Genomic DNA, 19,245 nt, shown 5'->3' with positions numbered 1-19,245 from the left:
ATGTCCGCGGTGTCGAAGAACGTCACCCCGGCCTCCGCTGCCCGCCGCACGATGGGCTCGGCCGCCTCCTCGTCCAGAAACCACGCACGCCGGGCGGGATCGCCGTAGCTCATCATGCCGAGACAGACCCGCGAGACGAGTCGAGGGGGTCACTCTTCGTGACACCGTAACGGCTGAGACTCGGCAGCTGCCGATCAGAGGCCTGTTCATAGCGATCGGACACGACCGCGGTCCGCTCTCGTCCGCAACCAAGTCGATCTCGATGCTGCTGGTTACGTGTGCGTCGTCCACCCCACGACGCACACGAACCTCGATGGAGTCTTCGCCTGTGGAGACCTCGTCGATTCGCGATACCGGCAGGCCATTACCGCAGCCGGGTCCAGTCGTGCCGCTGCCCTAGACGCCGAACGCTACCTGTCCAGGCTGTCCACAGCCCCGCACTCAACAACCGCCTAACCAAGCCCCCCAGGCACAGGTCATCCGGTGCGCGGGACCTCTCGCGCTCAGGCGGTCACGTCCACTCGCACCTTCTGCCGGAACAGAGCGCGGTACTCCTGGGGCGAGATCCCGACACGTCTGTGGAAGGCTGCGCGCACAGACGCCGGGTTCCCGAGTCCGGTCAGTCGCCCGATCCGCTCGATGGGCTCCGTGGTGGCTTCCAGTAGTTCGCGCGCGCGGTCGATGCGTGCGTCGGTCAGCCATGCCATGGGTGAGGTCCCGGTCTCGTTGCGAAAGCGGCGGACCAAGGTGCGCCGAGCCATGTGGGCACGTGCGGCGAGATCGTCGACGGTAATCGGCGCTGCCATGTTGTCGAGCATCCAGCCCCGGACGGTGGCGAGCTCCTCGCTGCTCGGCCGACTGCGGAGCTGGTCAATGTATTGCGCCTGGCCGCCGGGTCGTTGGGGCGGCGCCACCAGGAACCGTGCCCTTGCGTTCGAGGCGGCGGCACCGTGGTCAATCCGGATGAGGTGGAGACACAGGTCGATTCCGGCGGTCACGCCGGCCGACGTGAGGATGTCGCCGTCGTCGACAAACATGCGGTTCGGTTGGACCTCGATGCTTGGATAGCGCCTTTGAAGCTGGTCAGACACCTGCCAATGGGTCGTGGCGGGCCTTCCGTCGAGAAGGCCTGCCTCCGCCAAGGCGAACGCTCCGGAGCAGATGGACACGATCCGTGCGCCGCGGCCGTGCGCCGCGCGGAGAGCGGCCAGGGCCACGCTCGGGACATCGGCGTCAACGTCGTCGTATCCCGGGACGATGACAGTGTCTGCTTTTTCGAGCGCATCAAGGCCGGCTGCACCGGTGACGGAGAATCCTGAGCGGGCCACGGGCACGACTTCCTCATACGTCGCAACCGTCAGCTCATAGTTCGGGTCCATCGAGAAGATCTGCGCCGCGATGCCCAGCTCAAGCGGCAGCACGCCCGGCAGGCCCAGCACGACGACGTGATGGCGCAGAGGCACGGCCATATCACTGGAGATCATGGCCCAATGGTAGCGGAGGAAGGCCCACGGGCCACTTTTGTGGACGGCGGCGGCAGCTTAGGTTCGGGCCATGAACGATCCTCTGGTTGTACCGACTGGCGACATCGCCGACGCAGCCCTCGCGATCCTGCACGAGACGGTGGACAGGCAGATTGCCGAACACAGCCTGCGCAGTTTCTACTTCGCACGGCTGACTGCTCAGCAGGAAGGCTTGCTGACCGATGCGGCATACGACGAGGGCCTGCTGTTCGCAGCCACGGTCATGCACGACCTCGGGCTGGGGACGCTTGCCGAGGGCAATGCCCGATTCGAGGTCGAAGGCGCGGACCTCGCCGCAAAGCTGCTGGCTGAGCACGGGGTCCCTGACGGCGACATCGGCCGGGTCTGGGAAGCCATCGCCCTGCACAGCTCGCTCGGCCTCGCCGACCGCATGGGCCTGCTGACCTACCTGACCCACAAGGGCGTCTTCACCGACGGCGGTCGCTTCACCGAACTTTCCCTCGAGCTGCAGGAGCCCGTGCGGCTCGCCTACCCGCGGTCGCCTGATGACCGCTCGCTCCAGGTGGCCATCGTCAAGCACGCCCGAAAGTCTCCGAAGGCGGCGCCGCCCTTCTCCATCGCGGCTGAACTGCTCAGGCAAACGGGCGGCGGCTGACGAGAGCCAGAGGCAGGCCGGCGGTACACACAAGTCGGCCGAGGGCCGGGCGCTTCCATCGTCCGTGACCGGAATCGACGGCCTGACGGCGGCGACGTCATTGAGCGTGGTGAGGGCTGTGGGTAGGTGTCTGCCATTCGCCGCCTGCACGCTGCCGGCGGAGACGGCTGCCGAACAGATCGGCACCCGCTGTCGCACCAAGCGCTGCGGGAGGAGGGCTTCAGCCTGCAAGCCAACGCGAAGACCATCGATTGATCGGCAGCTTCGGCGTCATCGCCGGCGCCCGGCTGGCCCCTCACGGGGCGCATGGGGGGGGTATCACATGTTTGGGTGAGTGAGGCCGCGGGGGATGGAGTATCCGGGGCCGACGTAGGCGTACGCCCAGCCCGTCTCCTCGTCCCAGAGGAGACGGATTCCGCCCGGGCCGACGCAGCGGCTCACATCCCAGCGCAGCCGGATGCGCATCCGCTCGTCCGGGCGGGCGCCCAGGTTGAGGCGGACGGTGCCCGGCGGGACACCGCGGTCGACCAGCGCCTGGTCCACCGCGGTGGCGTAGGGCCCGGCAAGGTGTGGGGCAACAGGCCTGGAAGTCCTGGCGGTTGGAGCAGCACGGCTCTCGCCTCCGCGGCGGGGTCGGGCAGGTCAGGAGACGCGCAGGAGTGTGGTGGCGGGGCGGATCGCGCCGGGTCCGAACTTGGCGCGGATGCGGTCGCCGACCTCTTCGGCGACCAGCCGGGCCTCGCGCGCACCGTCGAAGCTGATCTGCTCGGCAACCTGGCCTGCGGCGATCAGGTCCTCGCCTTTCAGCGTGATTCCGGTGAGGCGGCCGCGCTGGAGTCCTGCCGCGTCGATCAGCCGGTAGGCCAGTGTGCGCAGGTCGTCGTGGGCGGAGGCCTCCGGGAGCCGGCGGGTCTTCTCCCACGTGGTGCCTCCGGCGAAGCGCAGGGCCAATGTCAGGCCGCGGGCCGCCTGGCCCCGACCACGGAGCTGGTGGGCGAGGGTGACGACCATGTCGAGCAGGGCCGCTCTGACGGCGGCGCCGTCCAGGGTGTGCCGGGGGAAGGTGCGGCTCACGCTCGCGGAAGCGGGCAGGGCCCGCGGGCCACGGGGCGGGGGTCGATGCCGCGGGCCCGGTCGACGGCCTGGCGTCCGGCCCGGCCGCCCAGGAGACGCTGCACCGTCGCCGGCGGAACGGCAGCGAGCAGGCCGACGCAGTGCACGCCGTAGTCGCACAGAGGGCCTGGGTCTGGGCCTGGCGGGGGCCGATGCCGTGGAGGGCTTCGACCGGCAGCGGCCCGAGCCAGTCGGCCACCTGGCCGGGTCCGACGGCGAGGACGCCGCCCGGCTCGGTGATCTGGCCGGAGGCGGTGGCCGCGACCGTGAAACTGGAGCACCGACGGGTTCGACCGGCTCAGCTTCGTGCTCGCCGCCGTGCACGCCCTGAGCGCCCACGACCAGCGCCATCTGATGCTGGACGACCTCGACCACAGCCGGGCCACCCTCCTCGTGCGCCGCGCCGGCAAGCCCGTCCACACCGTCTACCTGGACGAACTCACCTACCGCCTGGCACGGCAGTGGCTGGCCGAACGCCACCGACGCTGGCCCGCCACCACCAACCCCTACCTGCTGGTCACCGCCCATACCGCAACCAACGACACCCAGCCCCCGGTGTCGATCCAGGCGATCAACAAGCCCCTGCGCGCCCACGGCCACCAGGCCGGCCGCCTGCGCGTGGACCGCATCCTCAACGAGGCCCATCACACCGACGACCCCCTCCACCTCATCCGCCTCTTCGGCCTCTCTCCCCGCACCGCCATGAAGTACATCCACGCCGCGCACCCGCACCGCAGCCGGCCCGACCCGATCACGTCCTGAGCGTGACGGAGCTTCTCTGTTTGCGAGTGGAGCAAGCCTCCTTGCGAGTCGGTGCTGAGGAGTGATCGGATCACGATGAGTTACGGGAAACTCCGGTGATCGGCCGCGTTCGCCTGTCACCGCGTAAGGTCTGCGCGCAGACTCGTGACGTCGGTGATCTGGAGGACTGGGCCGAGGCGGCGTCCGGTCTTCCGGGCGGACGCCGTATGCGCAGTTGAGCGAGCGGCCTGGCGGTCAGTATCCGACGCCGCGCACGCCGCCTGCGGCCCGGATCGACTCACCCGTTACCCAGTGCGAGTCCTCCGACGCCAGAAAGACCGCGACCGGCGCGATGTCCTCGGGTTCGCCGAAGCGGCCGAGCGGTGTACCGGCGATCAGCGTCTCACCGAGTTCGCCAGCGAAGTTGCCATCGGTGCCCGGCGTGTTCGTGTGGCCCGGCAAGATCGAGTTCACCCGGATCCCACGTGGTCCGAGTTCGCGGGCCAGCGCGAATGTCATTGTGTCTACGGCGCCCTTCGTCGCCGCGTAGACGCTGGAGGCCAGATATGGGTCGGTGCTGAGGATCGAGCTGATGTTGATGATGCTGCCGCCGGTTTCCCCGAAATGCTTCACTGCTTCCCGGGTCGCCAGGAAATAGCCCAGCACGTTGACATTGAACTGCTGATGGAAAGCCTGTTCGGTGAGGTCGTCGATCATTTCGAATACTGCGATTCCGGCGTTGTTCACGAGCACGTCCACCTTCCCGTGTTCGGCTCCTACCGTGTCGAACAGGTGCATAACGTCGGCCGACTTGCTCATGTCCGCCTGCATGGCGGTCGCCGTCCCGCCTGCTGCCTCGATCGACGCGACGACGACATCGGCGCCGCTCTTGTTCGTGGCATAGTTCACGATGACGGTGGCACCCTCAGCCCCGAGCGCCTTGGCGATGCCAGCGCCGATGCCGCCCGATGCGCCGGTTACGACGGCGATCTTTCCGGTCAATTTCATTTCAGATCCTTGGTTTGTGAATTCGGCTCGGCCGAGGGCTTCGCCTGGGCCAAGCGGTGGTGCGTGTCTTGCGTTCTGCCCCCGGTGCCATCGCTTTCTTGAGAACCTTGTCCGATAGCGCGGGCATTTCCGGAATGGGCCGGTCATCGGCCCGGCTACAGCGAGTGGCCGGGCGGGGGTTGAGAGGTCTCGGTGCCGCGATCCGGCATGTTCCGCAACGGGTCCGCGTACGCGTCCGAATCAAGGTGAGGCGTCGGGACCGAGGCGGAAGAGGTGAAGGCAGACATGGCCAGGGGGCCTACCAGCACGTTCCGGGCTGTCACAGAGCCTTGATGACTCCGCCGTCGACCACGAGGTCGTGGCCGGTGATGTTGTTGGGGGATGCGGCGAACACGATCAGCCGCGCGACCTCCTGCGGGGTGGACACGCGCCCGGTGGAGGCCCCCAGGGTCGCCAGCGACTGGGCCTGTAGCGCTTCCATGGTGACGCCCTGGGCCTTGGCGAGCGTGCCCATGAATCCGTCTGGGTCGGTCCACACACCCGTGCTGACCGGGCCAGGGGAGATGGTGATGGCCCGTATGCCCTGGTCACCGAACTGGGCGGCGACGGCCTTGGTGAGCGCGTTCAGCGCGCCCTTGGCCGCGGCGTAGTTGATCGGTCCTGCGGACAGGTCCCGGGCCGCGATGGAAGAGACGTTGATGACCACACCACGGCGGTCGGTCAGGGTCGGCAGCGCGGCCTTGATGGCTCGCAGCGCGCTGTAGAAGTGCAGGTTGAACGAGCGCTCCCACTCCTCCTCCGGGAGTTCGGCCAGGTTCAGCAGTGCGTCCTCGGCCAGGTCCTTGGAGTCTCCGACGCCCACGTTGTTGACCAGGATGTCGATGCCGCCCAGTTCCGCGACGGCCGCGTTGATCAGCTGTGCGGGGCCGTCCGGTGTGGACAGGTCGGCGATGACGGACACGGCGTCGGTCTCCTTGAGCTCCGGAGTGACGGTGCGCGATCCGGTGACTACGCGCACCCCCTCGGCGAGCAGCAGGCGGACGACTTCGAGACCGATGCCCTTGCTTCCGCCGGTTACGACGGCGGTCTTGCCGGTGAGCTGCAGATCCATTGGATCTCCTTCATGAAACCGATATCAGACCGATCGGTCCACGGACCGATCGGTCTGAAAGCTAACTCTGCTGGTCGCGCGACGTCAACCGCCGAATATGGACCGGACGGTCTGATATAGTGCGTCTATGTCCCCTCGCAGACGCGACCCGGAAATCCGGGAACAGATCCTCGACGTGGCGTCCCGGCTGTTCGACGGGCACGGCATCCACGCGGTCGGGATGCAGCAGATCATCGATGACTTCGGCTGCGGCAAGGCCATGCTGTACCGCGAGTTCCCCACCAAGGACGACCTGGTGGTGGCCTACCTGGAGCGGTACACCCGCACCTTCGACCAAGTCCGCGAACTGGTCGCCGAACAGCGGCCCGACGACCCCGCCGGCCAGCTGGTCGCAATCATCAGCTGGACCGCCGAACAGGCCATGAGCCCGGGCTACCGCGGCTGTCCGGCCCACAACACCCACGCCGAGTTCCCCGCCGAGGAACACCCCGCCCACGCCCTCTCCGTCGCCTATTACGACCGGGTGCACGGCGGGCTGGTCGACCTGGCCAAGGAGGCGGGCGCCGCCGACCCACGCGGACTGGCCGACAGACTGATGCTGATCATCGACGGACTGAGCGCCAGCGGCGCCGTCCGTGGCCGCGAGGGGGCCGCGCCCGCGGGTGTGGCGTTCGCCGAGGAAGTGATCCGGAACGCTCTGGGCCCCCGCTCCTGAATGGTTCTCGTCCATCGGAGCCGGGTCCGCCCTGCATACAGCCGGCGGCTCCTCCTGGGGTCGGGAGCCGCGGTGGACGTCATGCCGGCGGCAGGCGGCGACGCCTGCCAGTGACTTTCATCCGGAGACCGGCATTTCACCGCGCCGAACACCGCGACAACCGAAAGGGATCGCGTGTCGGACAGCCAGCCGAGCAGGTCCCGGACCTCACACGGAACGGCGACAGACACATGTGCGTGACGGACTGACATGGAAGTGCCCTCTTCCGGCCAGAGCGTCACATGATGGGGATGAAGGTGACTATGACTGGTATTGACATCGGGGTAATGATTCCGAGTTCTCCCTCCCCGGGCGAATCGCCCGGGAGACTGGTCGCAGCGGCCCGGTACGCCGAGGAGCTCGGGTTCGAGTCTGTATGGGTGGGCGACCAGCTCATCGTCGGGAACGGCCTGCCGTTGCTGGACAGCCTGACCTCTCTGGCAGCCGCTGCCGCCGTGACCGAGCGGGTCAAGCTCGGCGTGGGCGTGCTCATTCTGCCGCTGAGGCAAGTCGTCTGGGTGGCGAAGCAGGTCGCTACGCTTCAGCACATCTCCGGTGACCGGATGCTGCTGGGCGCCGGGGCTGGAAACGAGCGCCATCGCGACTCCTGGGCCGCCGCAGGCGTATCCCAACGGGATCGTGGGCGGCTGACCGACGAGGCGCTGCGCCTACTGCCCGACCTCATCACCGGCAAGACCGTTTGTCTCGGCGAGCCCTCGTCCGAGACGCAGATCCGGCTCAGTCCGCCCGGCACCATGCCACCAGTCATCATCGGCGGGATGTCCAGCGCTGCGCTGCGGCGGGCCACATCCGTCGGCGATGGGTGGTACACACTCGCGCCGCCCGAACGGCTCCCCGCAGCGCGGGCACAACTGGAAAGGCTCGCCGCTGCGAACGGGCGCCCCACGCCCGCCATCACGACAATGGCCCGGTGGCCATCCAAGGCGATCCCGCGCTTGCCGACATCCCTGCCAACCAGGTCGGTCCCGCCGTCCTCGCGGGTGATCCCGCAGTGATCGCGGAGCACCTGGCCGACATGGCCGCCAAGGGTGCCCAGCGAGTAGTGGTGATGTTTGCTGCCGGCGACTGGTTCCGCCAAGCCGAACTGCTCGCCCAAGCATGCCAACTGCGGTGATCGCCACAGCAACTCTTGCTGCACATTCACGCTTTCCGGTCGTCAGCAACTTGGCTAGGCCGTCACCGGCAGCGACGCCGTAGCCGGATCCCGTGCCGAAAGTGCTCGACTTCCTGAAGCAGGCACAGCGCCGACACGCCCTACTCTGCGCCGAACTCGCAACCTATCGTGCTCCGCCCTCGCAAAATATTGCGCTCCACAAAGCCCGCGACCAGCGCACTCCTTGCGATCATTCGCAAGCAACCGTGCTCTGTCACACTGAGCAGCACGAGCGCCACCGTGGACAGGACCCATGGATGGAGTCGGCTCATCCGGCGAGGGCTGCGGCAGGGCCCACTGTCCCTGCCCGTAACGCTCGTTGAGCCGGTCGATGACCGCCTCAACCCACAGCCGTGCCTCGCGGGCGCCGTCCAGCGTCAGCTGGGTGTGTGCCCACCCTCCGTCCACGGCCTCCGCGACCAGGGTGAGGCGCCGAAGCCGGGCGCGTTGCAGGCCGAAGCCGTCCAGGAAGTCGTACACAGCGTGGCGAAGATCGTCCGTATGCGCCGAAGGAGCAACCAGCGTACGAGCCTTCGACAGGTCCGTCCGGTCGGCCATCCGCACCACCACGGTCACCGAGCGCGCCGCCTGCGCAACGGCCGCCGACGGCGCCAACGATTGGGCGAGCGGGGTAAACCGCTCGATCACCTCCATGAGCTCCCCGAGCCCTTCGCCCTGGCGAAGCCTCACGTGAAAGAAGACCGCCTCCTTCACTACACCCTCCCGAGCGCAGGCCGTACGAGCGCCTGCTGCCTCAACCCGCTGGACGATCGCCGTCTCGGCCTCAGGTGGCCAGCCAGTTCACCGTCTTGAGCCTTCAGGAATCCGCGAACCTGTCGGCTTCTGGACGGGCCGATCCCGACCCGCACGTCGACACCCAGCCGGGAGATGGTCCGCACCCGCAGCACCTCCCCCATCCGCCGCCCATCCACGCCGTGGTAGCGCAGCGCGCCCTTCAGCTCCACCAGAGCCGCCGACGGGGGGCAGCGCCTGAACGACCGGGGACAGCTCCGCCAGCTGCTCGAGGACCTGCCGATAGACGTCCTCCGCCAGCCGGTCCGGGCAGCGCACATGCATCACACTCGCCACCAGCCGTGCCCCCGTCCCTGCCTCCACAGCACCCACCTCCTCCACCCCACATTATCGAACTAGAATTCGAACACGCGAGAGGGCGAGCTCGGTCGCCTGCAGTTCTAGAATCGGAAACATGTTCGATGACCTGCCTCCTGACCTGGCACGACTGCTCACCCTGCGGGTGTGGCACGCCATGTGGCTGCAGCGCATCGACACCAAGATCGCCGCCCTTCAGGAGCGGGAAGCCGAACAGGAACAGGGCCAGAAGAACCGGCCACAGGAGCCGGGCTGGATCGTCGAACTCGGCATCGGCAACGGACGCCCACCCATCGAAGTCCACACGGGCAACTGCTACGCCGCGGGCAAACGACGACGCCCCGTCCCGCGCGACGAAGCACGCCGGCTCCTCACCTCGGGCGTGCGCGCCTGCACCCACTGCAAGCCCAACGCCCAGCTCCGCGTCCTCGACTGACCGCGCGCGGTCGCATCGGGTGGACGGTGAACGTCGTTCTGGCTGGTGACGGGAGGTGGCGCTACGGGGTCGCGCCCCGTGCGGCCGTAGTCGCACGAAGCTGCCCGGGCGCTTCAGCTGAGTTGCGCCTCAGCGAAAAGCGGCGATGCTACGGGCGACCCAGTCGTTGAAGGGGCTCGGGGCGCGGTCGAGGACTCGTTCCACGTCCGAACTGATCCGTAGTTCGGCGGGGTTCGGGGCGGCGATGATGTCCAGGGTGTCGTCGGCGAGCTCCGCCGGCACGAACTGGGTCATTGCGGCCTTGGCCTCCTCGCGGGTGAGTTCGTGGAACCGCACCGGCGAGCCGAGCGCGGCGGCGACGGCTTCCGTCTGCTGACGCGGCGTGATCACCTCGGGCCCGGTCAGCTCGAAGACTCCGCCGATGTGCCGGTCGTCCAGCAGACAGGCCGCCGCGACCTCGGCGATGTCCGCCGGGTCGACGATCGGAACCCCGACGTCGCCGAAGGGTGCGGCAACCATCCCTTGCGTGCGGACGGACTCCGCCCAGGCCAAGGCGTTGGAGGCGAAGCCGCCCGGTCGCAGGACGGCCCAGTCCAGGCCGGACTCTCTCAACGCGTCCTCCACCGCGCGCATCGCGATCCGCGACGGGCCGAGCGGCCTGGTCGCCACGCCCTGCGAAGACAGCAGGACGACCCGGCGGACCCCGCTGGCCGCGGCCAGGTCGATGATGTCGGTCGGCCTGGCTTCGGGGGCGTGCAGGTCGCCGGACAGCAGGAGGAACAGCGCCTTCGCCCCGTCCAACGCGGGAGTGAGACCCTGCGGCTCGGCCAAGTCAGCCGGCACGTGCCGGACCCCGTCCGGCACCGCCGCCGCGTGCCGCGACACCGCTGTCACCTGCTCGCCCGCCTCGGCCAAGGTCTGCGTCAAAGGCCGACCCACATTCCCGGTAGCCCCGGTCACCACGATCATGTTCAGCTCCTAGTCCGTTGTGCACTGCGGCAATTGACGCTAGGAGTCGGGCTTACTTTCCGTAAGAACATACCCAGAGGTAAGCTCCGGACATGGGGGAAGGCGCGCAGCTGACGCAGGCCGAGGCGGGCAATCGGTATGAGGTGTTTCACACCGACTGCCCTGCGCGCGACGTGGTCGACCACGTGACCAGCAGGTGGGGTATCTGGGTGCTGATCTCCTTGCGGAGCAACGACCTTCGGTTTTACGAGCTGCGTGACAGCATCCAGGGCATCAGCGAGAAGATGCTCGCTCAGACACTGCGCGCGCTGGTCCAGGACGGCCTGGTCTGGCGGGAGGTCGAGCCGACGACGCCGCCCCAAGTCACCTACGGGCTGACCGAGTTCGGTCAGGACGTCGGCGAGCCGCTGACGGACTTGTTCGACCGGATCACACAGCGGCTGCCACCCAGCGGAACGTCCGCCGCGGAGCGGCTGAGCGCAACAGGTCGAGCGAAGCAGCTGACCACCCCAGGTCCTCAACAACTTCACCATCTCTACGACGAACACTGATTAGAAGTGTCCCGTGCCACAACCGCGCCAGATCGGGCGGGGACTCACGGGGAACTGCGGCTGCCGGCGGTGGCCGAAGCCAGTAGCCGCGGAAGTCGGCATCCCCCAGGTCAGATCCCAACTCGCCCCACCACGCTCCTAAAGCGGGGCCCGCTGCTGTACAGATCGCCTCTTCTTTGCTCCCGACGTACTTGTAGACCGCCGGGCGCGACATCTGCCGTCCGACTCCCGAGGACCCTGCCGTGACCAGCATGCTCCGAGAAGGCCGCCACGCCGGCACCGACCGCCGTCGCAGCCGCGTAGCCACGGCCATCAGCGCCGCCCAACGCGACGGAACCCCCGCTGACCGCCTCCGCGATCGCCCGTTCCGCTGCCGTCGACCGGACGTTCCTATACCGTCACCGCGATCTACTCGACACCCTCCACACGGCCGCCCGTGAACCCGCCGCCTCCAACACCGGCGGTCCTGGAGCCACCCGGGCATCCCTTCTGACCGACCTCGCCAACGCCAACGCACGCAACACCCGCCTGGCCGCACGGGTCACGCAGTTGGAGGCCCGTCTGTCCATGGCCCTGGGAGAGGAAGCCTGGCGAGCCTCCGGCATGGCCGCCCCGACCGATGTCGCCGAACTACAGACACGTATCACCTGCCTCGAACAGCACACCGCCGAACTGGCCTGTGCCCTGGAGGAACGCCAAGCCGAACTCGACGCCGCCCGGGCAGCCAACCGGGACCTGACCCGTGCTCTCAACCAACGCGGCTGATCACGACCTGCCCACCTCCCAAGTCACCGCGGGAAGGATCCTGGATACCCATGGTCCAGGGCAAGAAGTCAGTCATCGCAGGTGCTACCCGAGCACTACCTTCGCCCCGTCCAGACGATCGCGGAGGTGAGGGACGGCCTTCTGCGGTTCGCCGCGCCGCACCAGGCGTTCAGCGAGTGCGATGGCACCGGCCACCGTTCCGGAGCGAAGGAGTTCCTCGTCGGATCTGGCGAACTCGGCCGGCTCCGCTTCGGCATCCACGACACGGCCGCTCAACTTCATGATCTCGGCCCTCATGAACGCCTGCTCCTGGTGGTCGCCACCGTGGCGGCTGAAGTGGTCGTCGATCCAGGTGAGGGCGTCGTCAGCCCGCCCGACATCGACCAGGATGCGGCAGAGCAGGTGGATGAGCCAGTCGCAGTCGCCGCCGGCTGTCTCCGCGGCCGTGCGCAGCACTTCGACCGCCTCGTCGTGGCGGCCGTGACGTGCGAGGAGTTCGGCGAGGCCGAAGGCCACATGAGGATTCCCGGTCCCGGCTGACTGCCCGAGCAGGGCAACCGCTTCCGGAATCCGGTCCTGCTCTTCCAGCAACTGGGCCAGGGCAGCCAAGGCGTACTCCTCGCCGCCGTCAGCCGGAAACGCGCGCAGCTCGGCCTCACGTCCGTGGCGGCCCAGGAGACGGGCGAGCTGCTCGGCGTGGTCTGCGTACACGACACCGTCGATACAGACGTGCCTGCCCAGCAGGTGGATTGCCTCGTCGATCCGGCCTTGGAGTTCCAGGAACCTGGCATGCAGAGGGACAGTGTCTGCGGCGTCCGAGCTCCAGGACTCGAATGGGTCTGTCGGGCCGGTCCCGATATCGGGGAGCAGTGCAGCAATTTCGGCGTCACGGCCGTGGCCCGCGGCGAGCTCCACCAGTTCCTCGGCGAGCAGGAGGTCTGCGGCCCGCGGGCCGAGCAGGGCGACGACCTGGTCGAGGTGGTCCTGCCGAGCCAGCAGACGTGCCAGGTGGCGCTGGGCGTACCGGTGCCCCATGTCGGCGAGCGGACGCAGCAGCACGATGGCCTCGTCGTGCCGCTCCCACTCGGTGAGCAGCCCGGCGACGGTGTCGACGGCAGGCCACCAGCCGGTGGCCGCGAACGGCTCCAGCAATGCCAGCGCCGTCGCCTGTCCGTCCGGGCCGGACTCGGAAGCGGTCTCGGCGAGCCGGCGGGCGCAGAACCAGTCACCGTGGGTGGCCGCCTGGCGCAGGACGTCATGATGGCCATGCTCGTGAAGGAGTGCGGCGACGGTGGGCGGTATCCAGCCGTCGTACGTGCGATGGCGGTGCTCGAGGTCGACTCTGTCCATGGTCGCGAACCCTAGCTTGCGCCCCAGACATGACCGGCGCTGCAGAAGCCCCGTACGGAAAGCATTTGGTGAGCACCGCCGACGAGACGGACACATCACGATCGGGATGCGTGGGCCCGCTTGACGGCCCCGTGGAGTTTGGCGGCCAGGCTGCCCCACCTGATTCCATACCTGTGATCGGCTGACGCGCTGACATCTGAGCTCGGCGACTACAGGCTGCTGCTGCAGCTGTGAATCCCTCGTTCCAGCGATCCCGCTACACCTGTTGCAATCGCTACAGTGATCCGTACCGGCGCTGAGCTGTGCGAACGCTCCTTGCGTACGCCAATGCCACACGGGTAGCCCCAGAGAATCCGCTGTGCCAGTGGTGCATGGCGCCCGTGATGGAGCAGTGGGGTCCGGCCGTGCGCTACGTCAGCACGCGCGCGTAACTGCATACCCGGTCGGGTGAAGCCGTTCGCACGGGAGAACCTCCGGGGGCGCCGGCACGTCGTGCCAGGCACGAGGCAGTTCAATGACGCGCACGTGGCCGTACCGGGCCTGGCCATGGTGGAGATCGCGGCCGCAGCGCGTCTTGGACCTGCGGCCGGCACCACTCGTCAGCCGAGCCGGGGAGTTCCGGATCGGTGTGAGGATGTCAGGACGCCGACGTGGCCAGGTAATCGCCGTGCTCCAGGTCGTCAAGCAGTGTCGGGTGGGTGGGAGACCAGCCGAGCAGCTCCTGAGTGTGAGCGCTGGAGACGGGCCCGTCGAAGCCGTAGGCGATGGCCATGAACGGGCTCACGAAGTGCGTGGCAGCTTCGGCGGGAGTCAGCGAGACCGTGGGCAGATCCAGGCCCCGGGCGATCGTCTCCGCGATGCTCTTCAGGGTGACGCCACTTTCGGCCACTCCGTGCAGCACGCTGCCTGCAGGTGCCTTCTCCAATGCGAGGCGGAACAGGACCGCCGCGTCGAGCCGATGTACGGCAGGCCATCGGTTGGTGCCGTCGCCGACGTATGCCGCCACGCCAATCTTTCGCGCGGTGGCGATGAGCATGGGGATGAAACCGTGGTCTTCGGGGCCGTGGACGGTGGGAGCGAGGCGGACCACGCTCGCGCGCACGTCCCGGGCGGCGAAGCCCAGGCAAGCTCGCTCACCTGCGATGCGGAAGGCGGCGATCCCGGCCGTGTCGGGCTCGTCCTTCTCGGTGGTTTCCCGGCCCGCGGGCATGACCAGGGTGCCCGAGGTGATGACGAGCGGCTTGCCCGAGTGTTCCAACGGCCGGCCGAGCGTCTCAATCGCGGTCCGGTCGCGCCTCATCATGTCGTCGAGGTCGGAGAAGTCGCCGCCGTAGGCCATGTGCAGGACGCCGTCGGCGGCTGCGGCGCCGCTGTACAGACTGTCGAGGTCGTCCAGGGAGCCGCGGTGTGGTGTGGCCCCCAGTGACTCCAGCCGGGCAGCGGCGGCATCCGAGCGCGCCAGACCGGTGACCGAGTGGCCGGCCGAGACGAGCTCAGCGACGGTCCGGGTCGTAGGGTGCGAACATGAGCGCGGCGTCGGCCTCGCCGGTGCGCAGCAGCCGTGTGTGCTCGCGCCAGCCGCACAGGCGCACCGCGACGGGTTCGGCGTCGGGTTCGGTGGCCGCCGCGGTGAGCAGGTCCTCCAGCAGGCCCCCGTCGGCACTGCGGCAACAGCGGCGGGAGAGCGGGCGGTTACCGGTCGACCGGTGAGCGGCTGGGTCTGGGCTTCGCTCCGTCACGAGCACCGCACCAATCGCCGTAGTGTCGGGCCCTGGCGCACCGCGTGGTTCACGCCGAGCGCCGCTCATGCCTCGGCGGATACGCCCGTCGCCGCCGCGATCAGAGCGGTCGCCGCCGCGCGGGCGCCCCGGGTCCCGGATGCCCGTTCCTGCAGGTCAGGCCAGGCGCCCGCCGCCTCGCCCGCCGTCGCCCTGCTCGTGCCAGTCGCCCCCTCCGACGCGCTGTGATGAGCCTCACCGCAAACATGAGGGCCCCCTCGAGTACGCTGGGCAACGCCGAACATGAGGGACCCCTCCGGATGATCCTCACAGTTCGACACCCGGCCGATCCGGATTCCCCGGATCACGGACAGGACGGCCGCCCGGTCAACGGAATCGCGGCACATCACAAGGAGATGACCATGAACAAGTGGATCAAGCGCGTCTCGACCGCCGTCGCTTCTACGGCGCTGGCAGGCGGAGCCCTTCTCGGAGTCAGCGGCACGGCGTCAGCGGCGACGACCTCGACGCCCGGGGAGCACACGCAGTCCGCGATCACCGCCTTCGCCACCAGCGGCAACCACACGGACGAATACCAGAGCGCTCACCACGCGGCACAGGACGACAGCTGGGGCACACCCCGCGGCTGGTACACGAACGACGACCGCCAGGGCCACTACGGGGAAGAGCGCTGGAACGGCAGCCACGTGTACGTCTGGGACGGGTACCGCTGGGACGAGGCGACGACGTACCGCGTCAGCGCCGAGCGCTGGTACCTCGACCAGGTCGCGTGGTACGCGGACCAGCGCTGATGCGGCCGCAGGCCAGCACGGTCGGTTTGACCGGCCGCAACGACGCGGCTTTGGGGTGCGCCGTTGCGACTCGTCAAACCGACCGCTCGCCGAGCCGACATCGAGCGCGAGCCGGTGAAATCGCCCCCCGGGCGAACAAGGACAACACGCGGGAACCGCGTGGGCTGCTCCCGTCCACCGGCGCTTCCGGTCGCGCCGGCGGTACCGCCACCCCCGCGCCTCGAAGCACACGGGGAGCCATCGCAGTGCCGGGCGGGCGGGGACGTGGAAGTGAGGGACAGTGAGATCGGTCAGAACCGTGGCACACGAGCTGCCCGTGCGGCTCGTCTTGTCGCACGACCTGTCGGTGTCGATACCTGCAGCACTGCAGTATGACGCGGATGATCCCTATGCCGTGCGTGCCGTCTTCCACCCCCTGGACCAGAGCGGAACGGTCGAGTGGTTCCTCAGTCGCGACATGCTCGCTCAGGCTCTGAGCGAGCACACCGGGCACGGGGACGTGCGCATGTGGCCGACCAGTGACTCGGGACGCGATGCGGTGCGCATGGTTCTCAGTTCACCTGCGGGATCGGCCCTGCTCGAGTTCCCCGCGCAGGGCATGGAATCCTTCCTGCGCGAAACGTGGTCCACGGTGCCGCCGGGAACCGAATCCAGCCGGTTCGACCTGGACGCCGAACTGGCACAGCTGCTGACGGAAAACTGAACGCCATCCCCCTGGATGGTGACGCCCCCGTGGGACTGAGGGCCCGGATGCCGACGGCGGCACCAGGCCCGCCACATGTCCCGCTGTATGCCGCGTTGCACGACGTCGTAGGCCCTGTTGCCCGACGTCGTCAGCCGCGGCTCATGCCTCCTCGCGGCACTCGCGGCACTCCTCTTCGGGGCACTCGAGAGTGGTGAGGGTCTGCGCGAACTGCTGAGGGGTCAGCGGGGGTTCGGGCAGCTCGTGGGCGCACTCGGCGCGGAAGGCGTCGAGCAGCAGGTGCAGGTGGCGGCGCCAGGCGTTGGGAGCGACGGCACGGGTGGCCTGGATGATCCCGACCTGGGACCAGATCACAAAAGCGATGTCCTCCGGAGTGACGTCGTCACGCAAGACGCCCTGCTCCTGGGCGTTCCGGAAGATCTGAGCGACCCGTTCCTCCGTGCGCTCGAACATTCCCCTGCCGAGCGCGTGGACGGGCAGGCGGGCCGAGACCAGGTCGTTGAAGGCCCGGTCACAGGCCTGCAGTTCACAGAGCTTTTCCAGGTAGGAGCAGAACCCCTCCCAGGCGTCGTCCATGGCCGCGGCCTCTTCGGCCGCAGCGAGCAGATCCGTGAACTTCGCGGTGAAGAGCTCCTCGACAAGGTCGAGCCGGCGCGGGAAGTGCCGGTAGACCGTGCCGATCGCGACACCCGCCTCGCGGGCAACACCCTCCAGAGAAGCGTCCAGCCCCTGCTCGGCGAAAGCCGTGCGGGCAGCGGCCACGATCGCGTCCCTGTTGCGCTGCGCGTCGCGGCGCAGCGGTTTGGCCGGCGCCTGGGGCGCGGACAGGACGTGCTGGTGACTCATACATCAAGACTAACATGAGGGGCCCCTCGAATTAGGCTGTGATCGTGCTCACGGTGCGGACGGAACGTGGTCCAGAAGCACGCACGCAGGGCGCGCCGAAGACGACGCGACTCCGGCACAGGCCGCTAGTGTCCTGCGCCGCGGAAGTTCCGCCGATGAGTTTTCGGCGGTTGTGCCGTCTACCCGTCGACGAAGGGAGCGCACCATGCGCGAGATCATCGTTTGCACGTTCCTGACGCTGGACGGCGTCATGCAGGCGCCGGGCGGTCCGGACGAGGACGCTGAGAGCGGCTTCGAGCACGGCGGCTGGCAGAAACCGGTGGCCGACGACGAGGTCGGCACGGCCATCGCCGGTTGGTACGAGCACTCCGACGCGATGCTGCTCGGCCGCAAGACGTACGAGATCTTCGCGTCGTACTGGCCGACCGCCGATCCCGACAACCCGTTCACCCATCGGATGAACAGCATGCACAAGTACGTGGCGTCCCGGACCCTGACGTCCGTCGAGTGGCAGAACTCCACGCTGCTGGAGGGCGGCATCGTCGATGCCGTACGCAAGCTGAAGGCGTCCGACGGCGGCAACATCAACGTCGTCGGCAGCGGCGACCTCGCCCAGACCCTCATGCAGCACGGCCTCGTCGACGAGTACCGGCTGACCATCCATCCGGTGATCATCGGCACCGGCAAGCGGCTGTTCGCCGACGGAGCGATCCCCACTGCGCTGGAGCCCGTCAGCGTCTCAACGACGAAGGGCGGCACCATCGTCGGCGTCTACCGGCCGAACGGTAAGCCCAGCTACGACAGCTACTAGCGGTCAACGCTCCCGGGTTTCTGAACCTCGAATCCACAGTTCATGCGGATTGTCCCGCCTCATCCGATCTTGCCGCCGAGCGGTGCCCTGACCTGCGAAGGAAGAGCGTCCAGAGTTGCAGCCGGTGCGGCAGCCCGCTGCCCCAGCAGCCAACGGGCCTGTGCCTGAAGCGGAGACTGTCCCGAGCCTACGACCGTGCGGGTTGGTTGGCGATCAGAAGGGTGATATCGGCAGTGCGGAAGCCCAGACGGGCGTAGATACGGGCGATGACGTCCTCCGCGTAGGCGAGGAAGACGGTATGCACCCCGTGGTCGCGGGCGTGGGTGGCCAGGGCCGCCGTGACAGCGGCGGCAAGACCCTGGCGGCGAGCGGTGGGCAGGGTGCCGACACCGCCGATCTCGGTCGTGCCGTTCGCCGGGTGGTAGTGGCCGGCGGCGAGCGGGGTGCCGTCCGGGGCGAGGGCAGCGATGAGTGTCTTGTGCCCGGCGCGGATGGCGGGGCGGATCGTTGCGACCGTGCCGTCCGCGGTCAGTTCCTCGGCCGCCGCCGACAGTTCCGCGCGGCCCGCCGAGCCCACCGCGGTGCCCGCCTCGGCGAAAGCCAGGCGGGGAAGGGCGAGGGCTGCGGGCAGCGCCGGGTCCTCGGCCGACAGCGCGCGGATCGTGACGCCGTCCGGCAGAGGCTGCGGGAGCACCGGGCGGTGCGGGTCGAGGGCCATCAGCGGGCGCTCTTCCACCGGGAGCCCGACGGCCTCGATACGGGCGCGCAGCATCGGCGCTGCCTCAGCGAGCCACTCGAAGGCTTCCGGCACGCCGAGTTCGCGCTGCCGGGCACGCACCCGGGCGATGTCGGCGGCGGTGACGACCGCGGAGCCCTCTGCCGTGGGCTGAGCGTGACTCGGACCGCCGTAGTACGGGGTTCCTGGCTCCTTTCGTACAAACAGCCGCAACGGACCGAACGTTTCGGCGTCGGCGAACAGCAGCGGCACAGTGGCGTAGTACTGCTCGATACGGGCACGCAGCGATAGGTCCCTCATGCGGCGCATCCCACCACGGAGCGGCGGCGTGCCGCATCCGAAAATTGCCGTCCGGAACCGACACAACCTCCCCCAACGCGTCCGCATAGAGATACGGC

The 19,245-nt window shown here is 68.5% G+C and carries 21 protein-coding genes and 3 pseudogenes; 11 read left to right on the top strand and 13 right to left on the bottom strand.

Translation table 11 applies throughout. The features are described 5' to 3' along the window. A pseudogene (locus KVT44_RS48455) lies at positions 1-140 on the bottom strand (aldo/keto reductase); the annotation flags it as partial. On the opposite strand from KVT44_RS48455, the pseudogene KVT44_RS59175 reads away from it, so the two are divergent. Further along, a pseudogene (locus tag KVT44_RS59175) lies at positions 134-456 on the top strand (NAD(P)/FAD-dependent oxidoreductase); the annotation flags it as partial. The pseudogenes KVT44_RS48455 and KVT44_RS59175 sit on opposite strands and share 7 nt — an antisense overlap. A gap of 47 nt (positions 457-503) precedes the next feature. Here the strand turns inward: KVT44_RS59175 and KVT44_RS48450 are convergent. Next, complete coding sequence (locus tag KVT44_RS48450) at positions 504-1,484, bottom strand: GlxA family transcriptional regulator (RefSeq protein ID WP_254650896.1); 981 nt, start codon at positions 1,482-1,484, stop codon at positions 504-506. A 70-nt stretch (positions 1,485-1,554) separates the two neighbouring features. On the opposite strand from KVT44_RS48450, the gene KVT44_RS48445 reads away from it, so the two are divergent. Further along, positions 1,555-2,139, top strand: a complete 585-nt coding sequence (locus KVT44_RS48445; RefSeq protein ID WP_217574755.1) for an HD domain-containing protein — start codon at positions 1,555-1,557, stop codon at positions 2,137-2,139. Between the two features lie 318 nt (positions 2,140-2,457). Here the strand turns inward: KVT44_RS48445 and KVT44_RS48440 are convergent, their stop codons facing one another. Together KVT44_RS48440 and KVT44_RS60840 are read right to left on the bottom strand one after the other, a co-directional pair. After that, positions 2,458-2,682 (bottom strand): hypothetical protein, encoded by a 225-nt coding sequence (locus tag KVT44_RS48440; RefSeq protein WP_217574754.1) that lies wholly within the window; start codon positions 2,680-2,682, stop codon positions 2,458-2,460. Positions 2,683-2,781: 99 nt separating this feature from the next. Next, a complete protein-coding gene (locus KVT44_RS60840) occupies positions 2,782-3,213 on the bottom strand; it encodes a hypothetical protein (RefSeq protein WP_308314329.1) in 432 nt (143 codons plus the stop codon). A 345-nt stretch (positions 3,214-3,558) separates the two neighbouring features. On the opposite strand from KVT44_RS60840, the gene KVT44_RS48430 reads away from it, so the two are divergent. Further along, the gene (locus tag KVT44_RS48430) at positions 3,559-4,014 is read left to right on the top strand and encodes a hypothetical protein (protein WP_217574753.1); all 456 of its coding nucleotides are present in this window, start codon (positions 3,559-3,561) and stop codon (positions 4,012-4,014) included. Positions 4,015-4,248: 234 nt separating this feature from the next. Here KVT44_RS48430 and KVT44_RS48425 read toward each other — a convergent pair whose 3' ends face one another. Both KVT44_RS48425 and KVT44_RS48420 read right to left on the bottom strand, forming a co-directional pair. Then, entirely contained in the window at positions 4,249-5,001 is a 753-nt protein-coding gene (locus KVT44_RS48425; protein ID WP_217574752.1) for a glucose 1-dehydrogenase, read from the bottom strand. Positions 5,002-5,320: 319 nt separating this feature from the next. After that, complete coding sequence (locus KVT44_RS48420) at positions 5,321-6,112, bottom strand: SDR family NAD(P)-dependent oxidoreductase (RefSeq protein ID WP_217574751.1); 792 nt, start codon at positions 6,110-6,112, stop codon at positions 5,321-5,323. Positions 6,113-6,239: 127 nt separating this feature from the next. Between KVT44_RS48420 and KVT44_RS48415 the strand changes: the two genes are divergently transcribed. Next, positions 6,240-6,827: a TetR/AcrR family transcriptional regulator gene (locus KVT44_RS48415; protein ID WP_217574750.1), complete on the top strand. Its 588-nt coding sequence runs from the start codon at positions 6,240-6,242 to the stop codon at positions 6,825-6,827. A 281-nt stretch (positions 6,828-7,108) separates the two neighbouring features. After that, positions 7,109-7,882 (top strand): LLM class flavin-dependent oxidoreductase, encoded by a 774-nt coding sequence (locus KVT44_RS48410; protein ID WP_308314328.1) that lies wholly within the window; start codon positions 7,109-7,111, stop codon positions 7,880-7,882. A gap of 173 nt (positions 7,883-8,055) precedes the next feature. On the opposite strand, the gene KVT44_RS48405 is transcribed toward KVT44_RS48410, so the two are convergent. Beyond that, the gene (locus tag KVT44_RS48405; protein ID WP_217574748.1) at positions 8,056-8,754 is read right to left on the bottom strand and encodes a hypothetical protein; all 699 of its coding nucleotides are present in this window, start codon (positions 8,752-8,754) and stop codon (positions 8,056-8,058) included. Positions 8,755-9,247: 493 nt separating this feature from the next. Here KVT44_RS48405 and KVT44_RS48400 point away from each other — a divergent pair, with 493 nt between their 5' ends. Continuing rightward, positions 9,248-9,586, top strand: coding sequence for a DUF6233 domain-containing protein (locus KVT44_RS48400; RefSeq protein WP_217574747.1), 339 nt, complete (start codon positions 9,248-9,250; stop codon positions 9,584-9,586). Between the two features lie 129 nt (positions 9,587-9,715). Here KVT44_RS48400 and KVT44_RS48395 read toward each other — a convergent pair whose 3' ends face one another. After that, positions 9,716-10,555 carry an SDR family oxidoreductase gene (locus KVT44_RS48395; protein WP_217574745.1) on the bottom strand — a complete coding sequence of 280 codons (840 nt, stop codon included), beginning with the start codon at positions 10,553-10,555 and terminating at the stop codon, positions 9,716-9,718. Positions 10,556-10,647: 92 nt separating this feature from the next. Between KVT44_RS48395 and KVT44_RS48390 the strand changes: the two genes are divergently transcribed. Together KVT44_RS48390 and KVT44_RS59165 are read left to right on the top strand one after the other, a co-directional pair. Beyond that, entirely contained in the window at positions 10,648-11,106 is a 459-nt protein-coding gene (locus KVT44_RS48390) for a helix-turn-helix domain-containing protein (RefSeq protein WP_254650895.1), read from the top strand. Positions 11,107-11,673: 567 nt separating this feature from the next. Further along, a complete protein-coding gene (locus tag KVT44_RS59165; RefSeq protein WP_254650894.1) occupies positions 11,674-11,871 on the top strand; it encodes a hypothetical protein in 198 nt (65 codons plus the stop codon). A gap of 84 nt (positions 11,872-11,955) precedes the next feature. On the opposite strand, the gene KVT44_RS48380 is transcribed toward KVT44_RS59165, so the two are convergent. The 3 genes and pseudogenes from KVT44_RS48380 to KVT44_RS59160 all read right to left on the bottom strand — a co-directional run. Further along, positions 11,956-13,221 carry a tetratricopeptide repeat protein gene (locus tag KVT44_RS48380; protein WP_217574744.1) on the bottom strand — a complete coding sequence of 422 codons (1,266 nt, stop codon included), beginning with the start codon at positions 13,219-13,221 and terminating at the stop codon, positions 11,956-11,958. 637 nt (positions 13,222-13,858) lie between these two features. Continuing rightward, complete coding sequence (locus KVT44_RS48375; protein WP_217574767.1) at positions 13,859-14,683, bottom strand: SDR family oxidoreductase; 825 nt, start codon at positions 14,681-14,683, stop codon at positions 13,859-13,861. A gap of 46 nt (positions 14,684-14,729) precedes the next feature. Next, positions 14,730-14,879: pseudogene (locus KVT44_RS59160) on the bottom strand (LysR family transcriptional regulator); the annotation flags it as partial. A 482-nt stretch (positions 14,880-15,361) separates the two neighbouring features. Between KVT44_RS59160 and KVT44_RS48365 the strand changes: the two are divergent. Then, entirely contained in the window at positions 15,362-15,751 is a 390-nt protein-coding gene (locus tag KVT44_RS48365; RefSeq protein WP_217574742.1) for a hypothetical protein, read from the top strand. 298 nt (positions 15,752-16,049) lie between these two features. Continuing rightward, positions 16,050-16,454, top strand: a complete 405-nt coding sequence (locus KVT44_RS48360) for an SsgA family sporulation/cell division regulator (protein WP_308314327.1) — start codon at positions 16,050-16,052, stop codon at positions 16,452-16,454. A 141-nt stretch (positions 16,455-16,595) separates the two neighbouring features. Here KVT44_RS48360 and KVT44_RS48355 read toward each other — a convergent pair whose 3' ends face one another. Next, entirely contained in the window at positions 16,596-17,300 is a 705-nt protein-coding gene (locus KVT44_RS48355; RefSeq protein ID WP_217574738.1) for a TetR/AcrR family transcriptional regulator, read from the bottom strand. A 205-nt stretch (positions 17,301-17,505) separates the two neighbouring features. Between KVT44_RS48355 and KVT44_RS48350 the strand changes: the two genes are divergently transcribed. Continuing rightward, a complete protein-coding gene (locus KVT44_RS48350; RefSeq protein ID WP_190174568.1) occupies positions 17,506-18,111 on the top strand; it encodes a dihydrofolate reductase family protein in 606 nt (201 codons plus the stop codon). A gap of 187 nt (positions 18,112-18,298) precedes the next feature. Here KVT44_RS48350 and KVT44_RS48345 read toward each other — a convergent pair whose 3' ends face one another. Then, a complete protein-coding gene (locus KVT44_RS48345; RefSeq protein WP_217574736.1) occupies positions 18,299-19,147 on the bottom strand; it encodes a GNAT family N-acetyltransferase in 849 nt (282 codons plus the stop codon). Between the last annotated feature and the right edge of the window lie 98 nt (positions 19,148-19,245).

The organism is Streptomyces sp. GbtcB7 (assembly GCF_019091445.1).
Classification (GTDB): Bacteria; Actinomycetota; Actinomycetes; order Streptomycetales; family Streptomycetaceae; genus Streptomyces; species Streptomyces mirabilis.
This window is presented reverse-complemented; position numbering and strand designations above follow the sequence as displayed.

Excerpts from the sequence above, each read along its gene's own strand:
- KVT44_RS48450 (WP_254650896.1), bottom strand. The coding sequence starts at position 1,484 with ATGATCTCCAGTGATATGGCCGTGCCTCTGCGCCATCACGTCGTCGTG.
- KVT44_RS48445 (WP_217574755.1), top strand. The coding sequence starts at position 1,555 with ATGAACGATCCTCTGGTTGTACCGACTGGCGACATCGCCGACGCAGCC.
- KVT44_RS48425 (WP_217574752.1), bottom strand. The coding sequence starts at position 5,001 with ATGAAATTGACCGGAAAGATCGCCGTCGTAACCGGCGCATCGGGCGGC.
- KVT44_RS48420 (WP_217574751.1), bottom strand. The coding sequence starts at position 6,112 with ATGGATCTGCAGCTCACCGGCAAGACCGCCGTCGTAACCGGCGGAAGC.
- KVT44_RS48415 (WP_217574750.1), top strand. The coding sequence starts at position 6,240 with ATGTCCCCTCGCAGACGCGACCCGGAAATCCGGGAACAGATCCTCGAC.
- KVT44_RS48410 (WP_308314328.1), top strand. The coding sequence starts at position 7,109 with ATGATGGGGATGAAGGTGACTATGACTGGTATTGACATCGGGGTAATG.
- KVT44_RS48400 (WP_217574747.1), top strand. The coding sequence starts at position 9,248 with ATGTTCGATGACCTGCCTCCTGACCTGGCACGACTGCTCACCCTGCGG.
- KVT44_RS48395 (WP_217574745.1), bottom strand. The coding sequence starts at position 10,555 with ATGATCGTGGTGACCGGGGCTACCGGGAATGTGGGTCGGCCTTTGACG.
- KVT44_RS48390 (WP_254650895.1), top strand. The coding sequence starts at position 10,648 with ATGGGGGAAGGCGCGCAGCTGACGCAGGCCGAGGCGGGCAATCGGTAT.
- KVT44_RS59165 (WP_254650894.1), top strand. The coding sequence starts at position 11,674 with ATGGCCCTGGGAGAGGAAGCCTGGCGAGCCTCCGGCATGGCCGCCCCG.
- KVT44_RS48380 (WP_217574744.1), bottom strand. The coding sequence starts at position 13,221 with ATGGACAGAGTCGACCTCGAGCACCGCCATCGCACGTACGACGGCTGG.
- KVT44_RS48365 (WP_217574742.1), top strand. The coding sequence starts at position 15,362 with ATGAACAAGTGGATCAAGCGCGTCTCGACCGCCGTCGCTTCTACGGCG.
- KVT44_RS48355 (WP_217574738.1), bottom strand. The coding sequence starts at position 17,300 with ATGAGTCACCAGCACGTCCTGTCCGCGCCCCAGGCGCCGGCCAAACCG.
- KVT44_RS48350 (WP_190174568.1), top strand. The coding sequence starts at position 17,506 with ATGCGCGAGATCATCGTTTGCACGTTCCTGACGCTGGACGGCGTCATG.
- KVT44_RS48345 (WP_217574736.1), bottom strand. The coding sequence starts at position 19,147 with ATGAGGGACCTATCGCTGCGTGCCCGTATCGAGCAGTACTACGCCACT.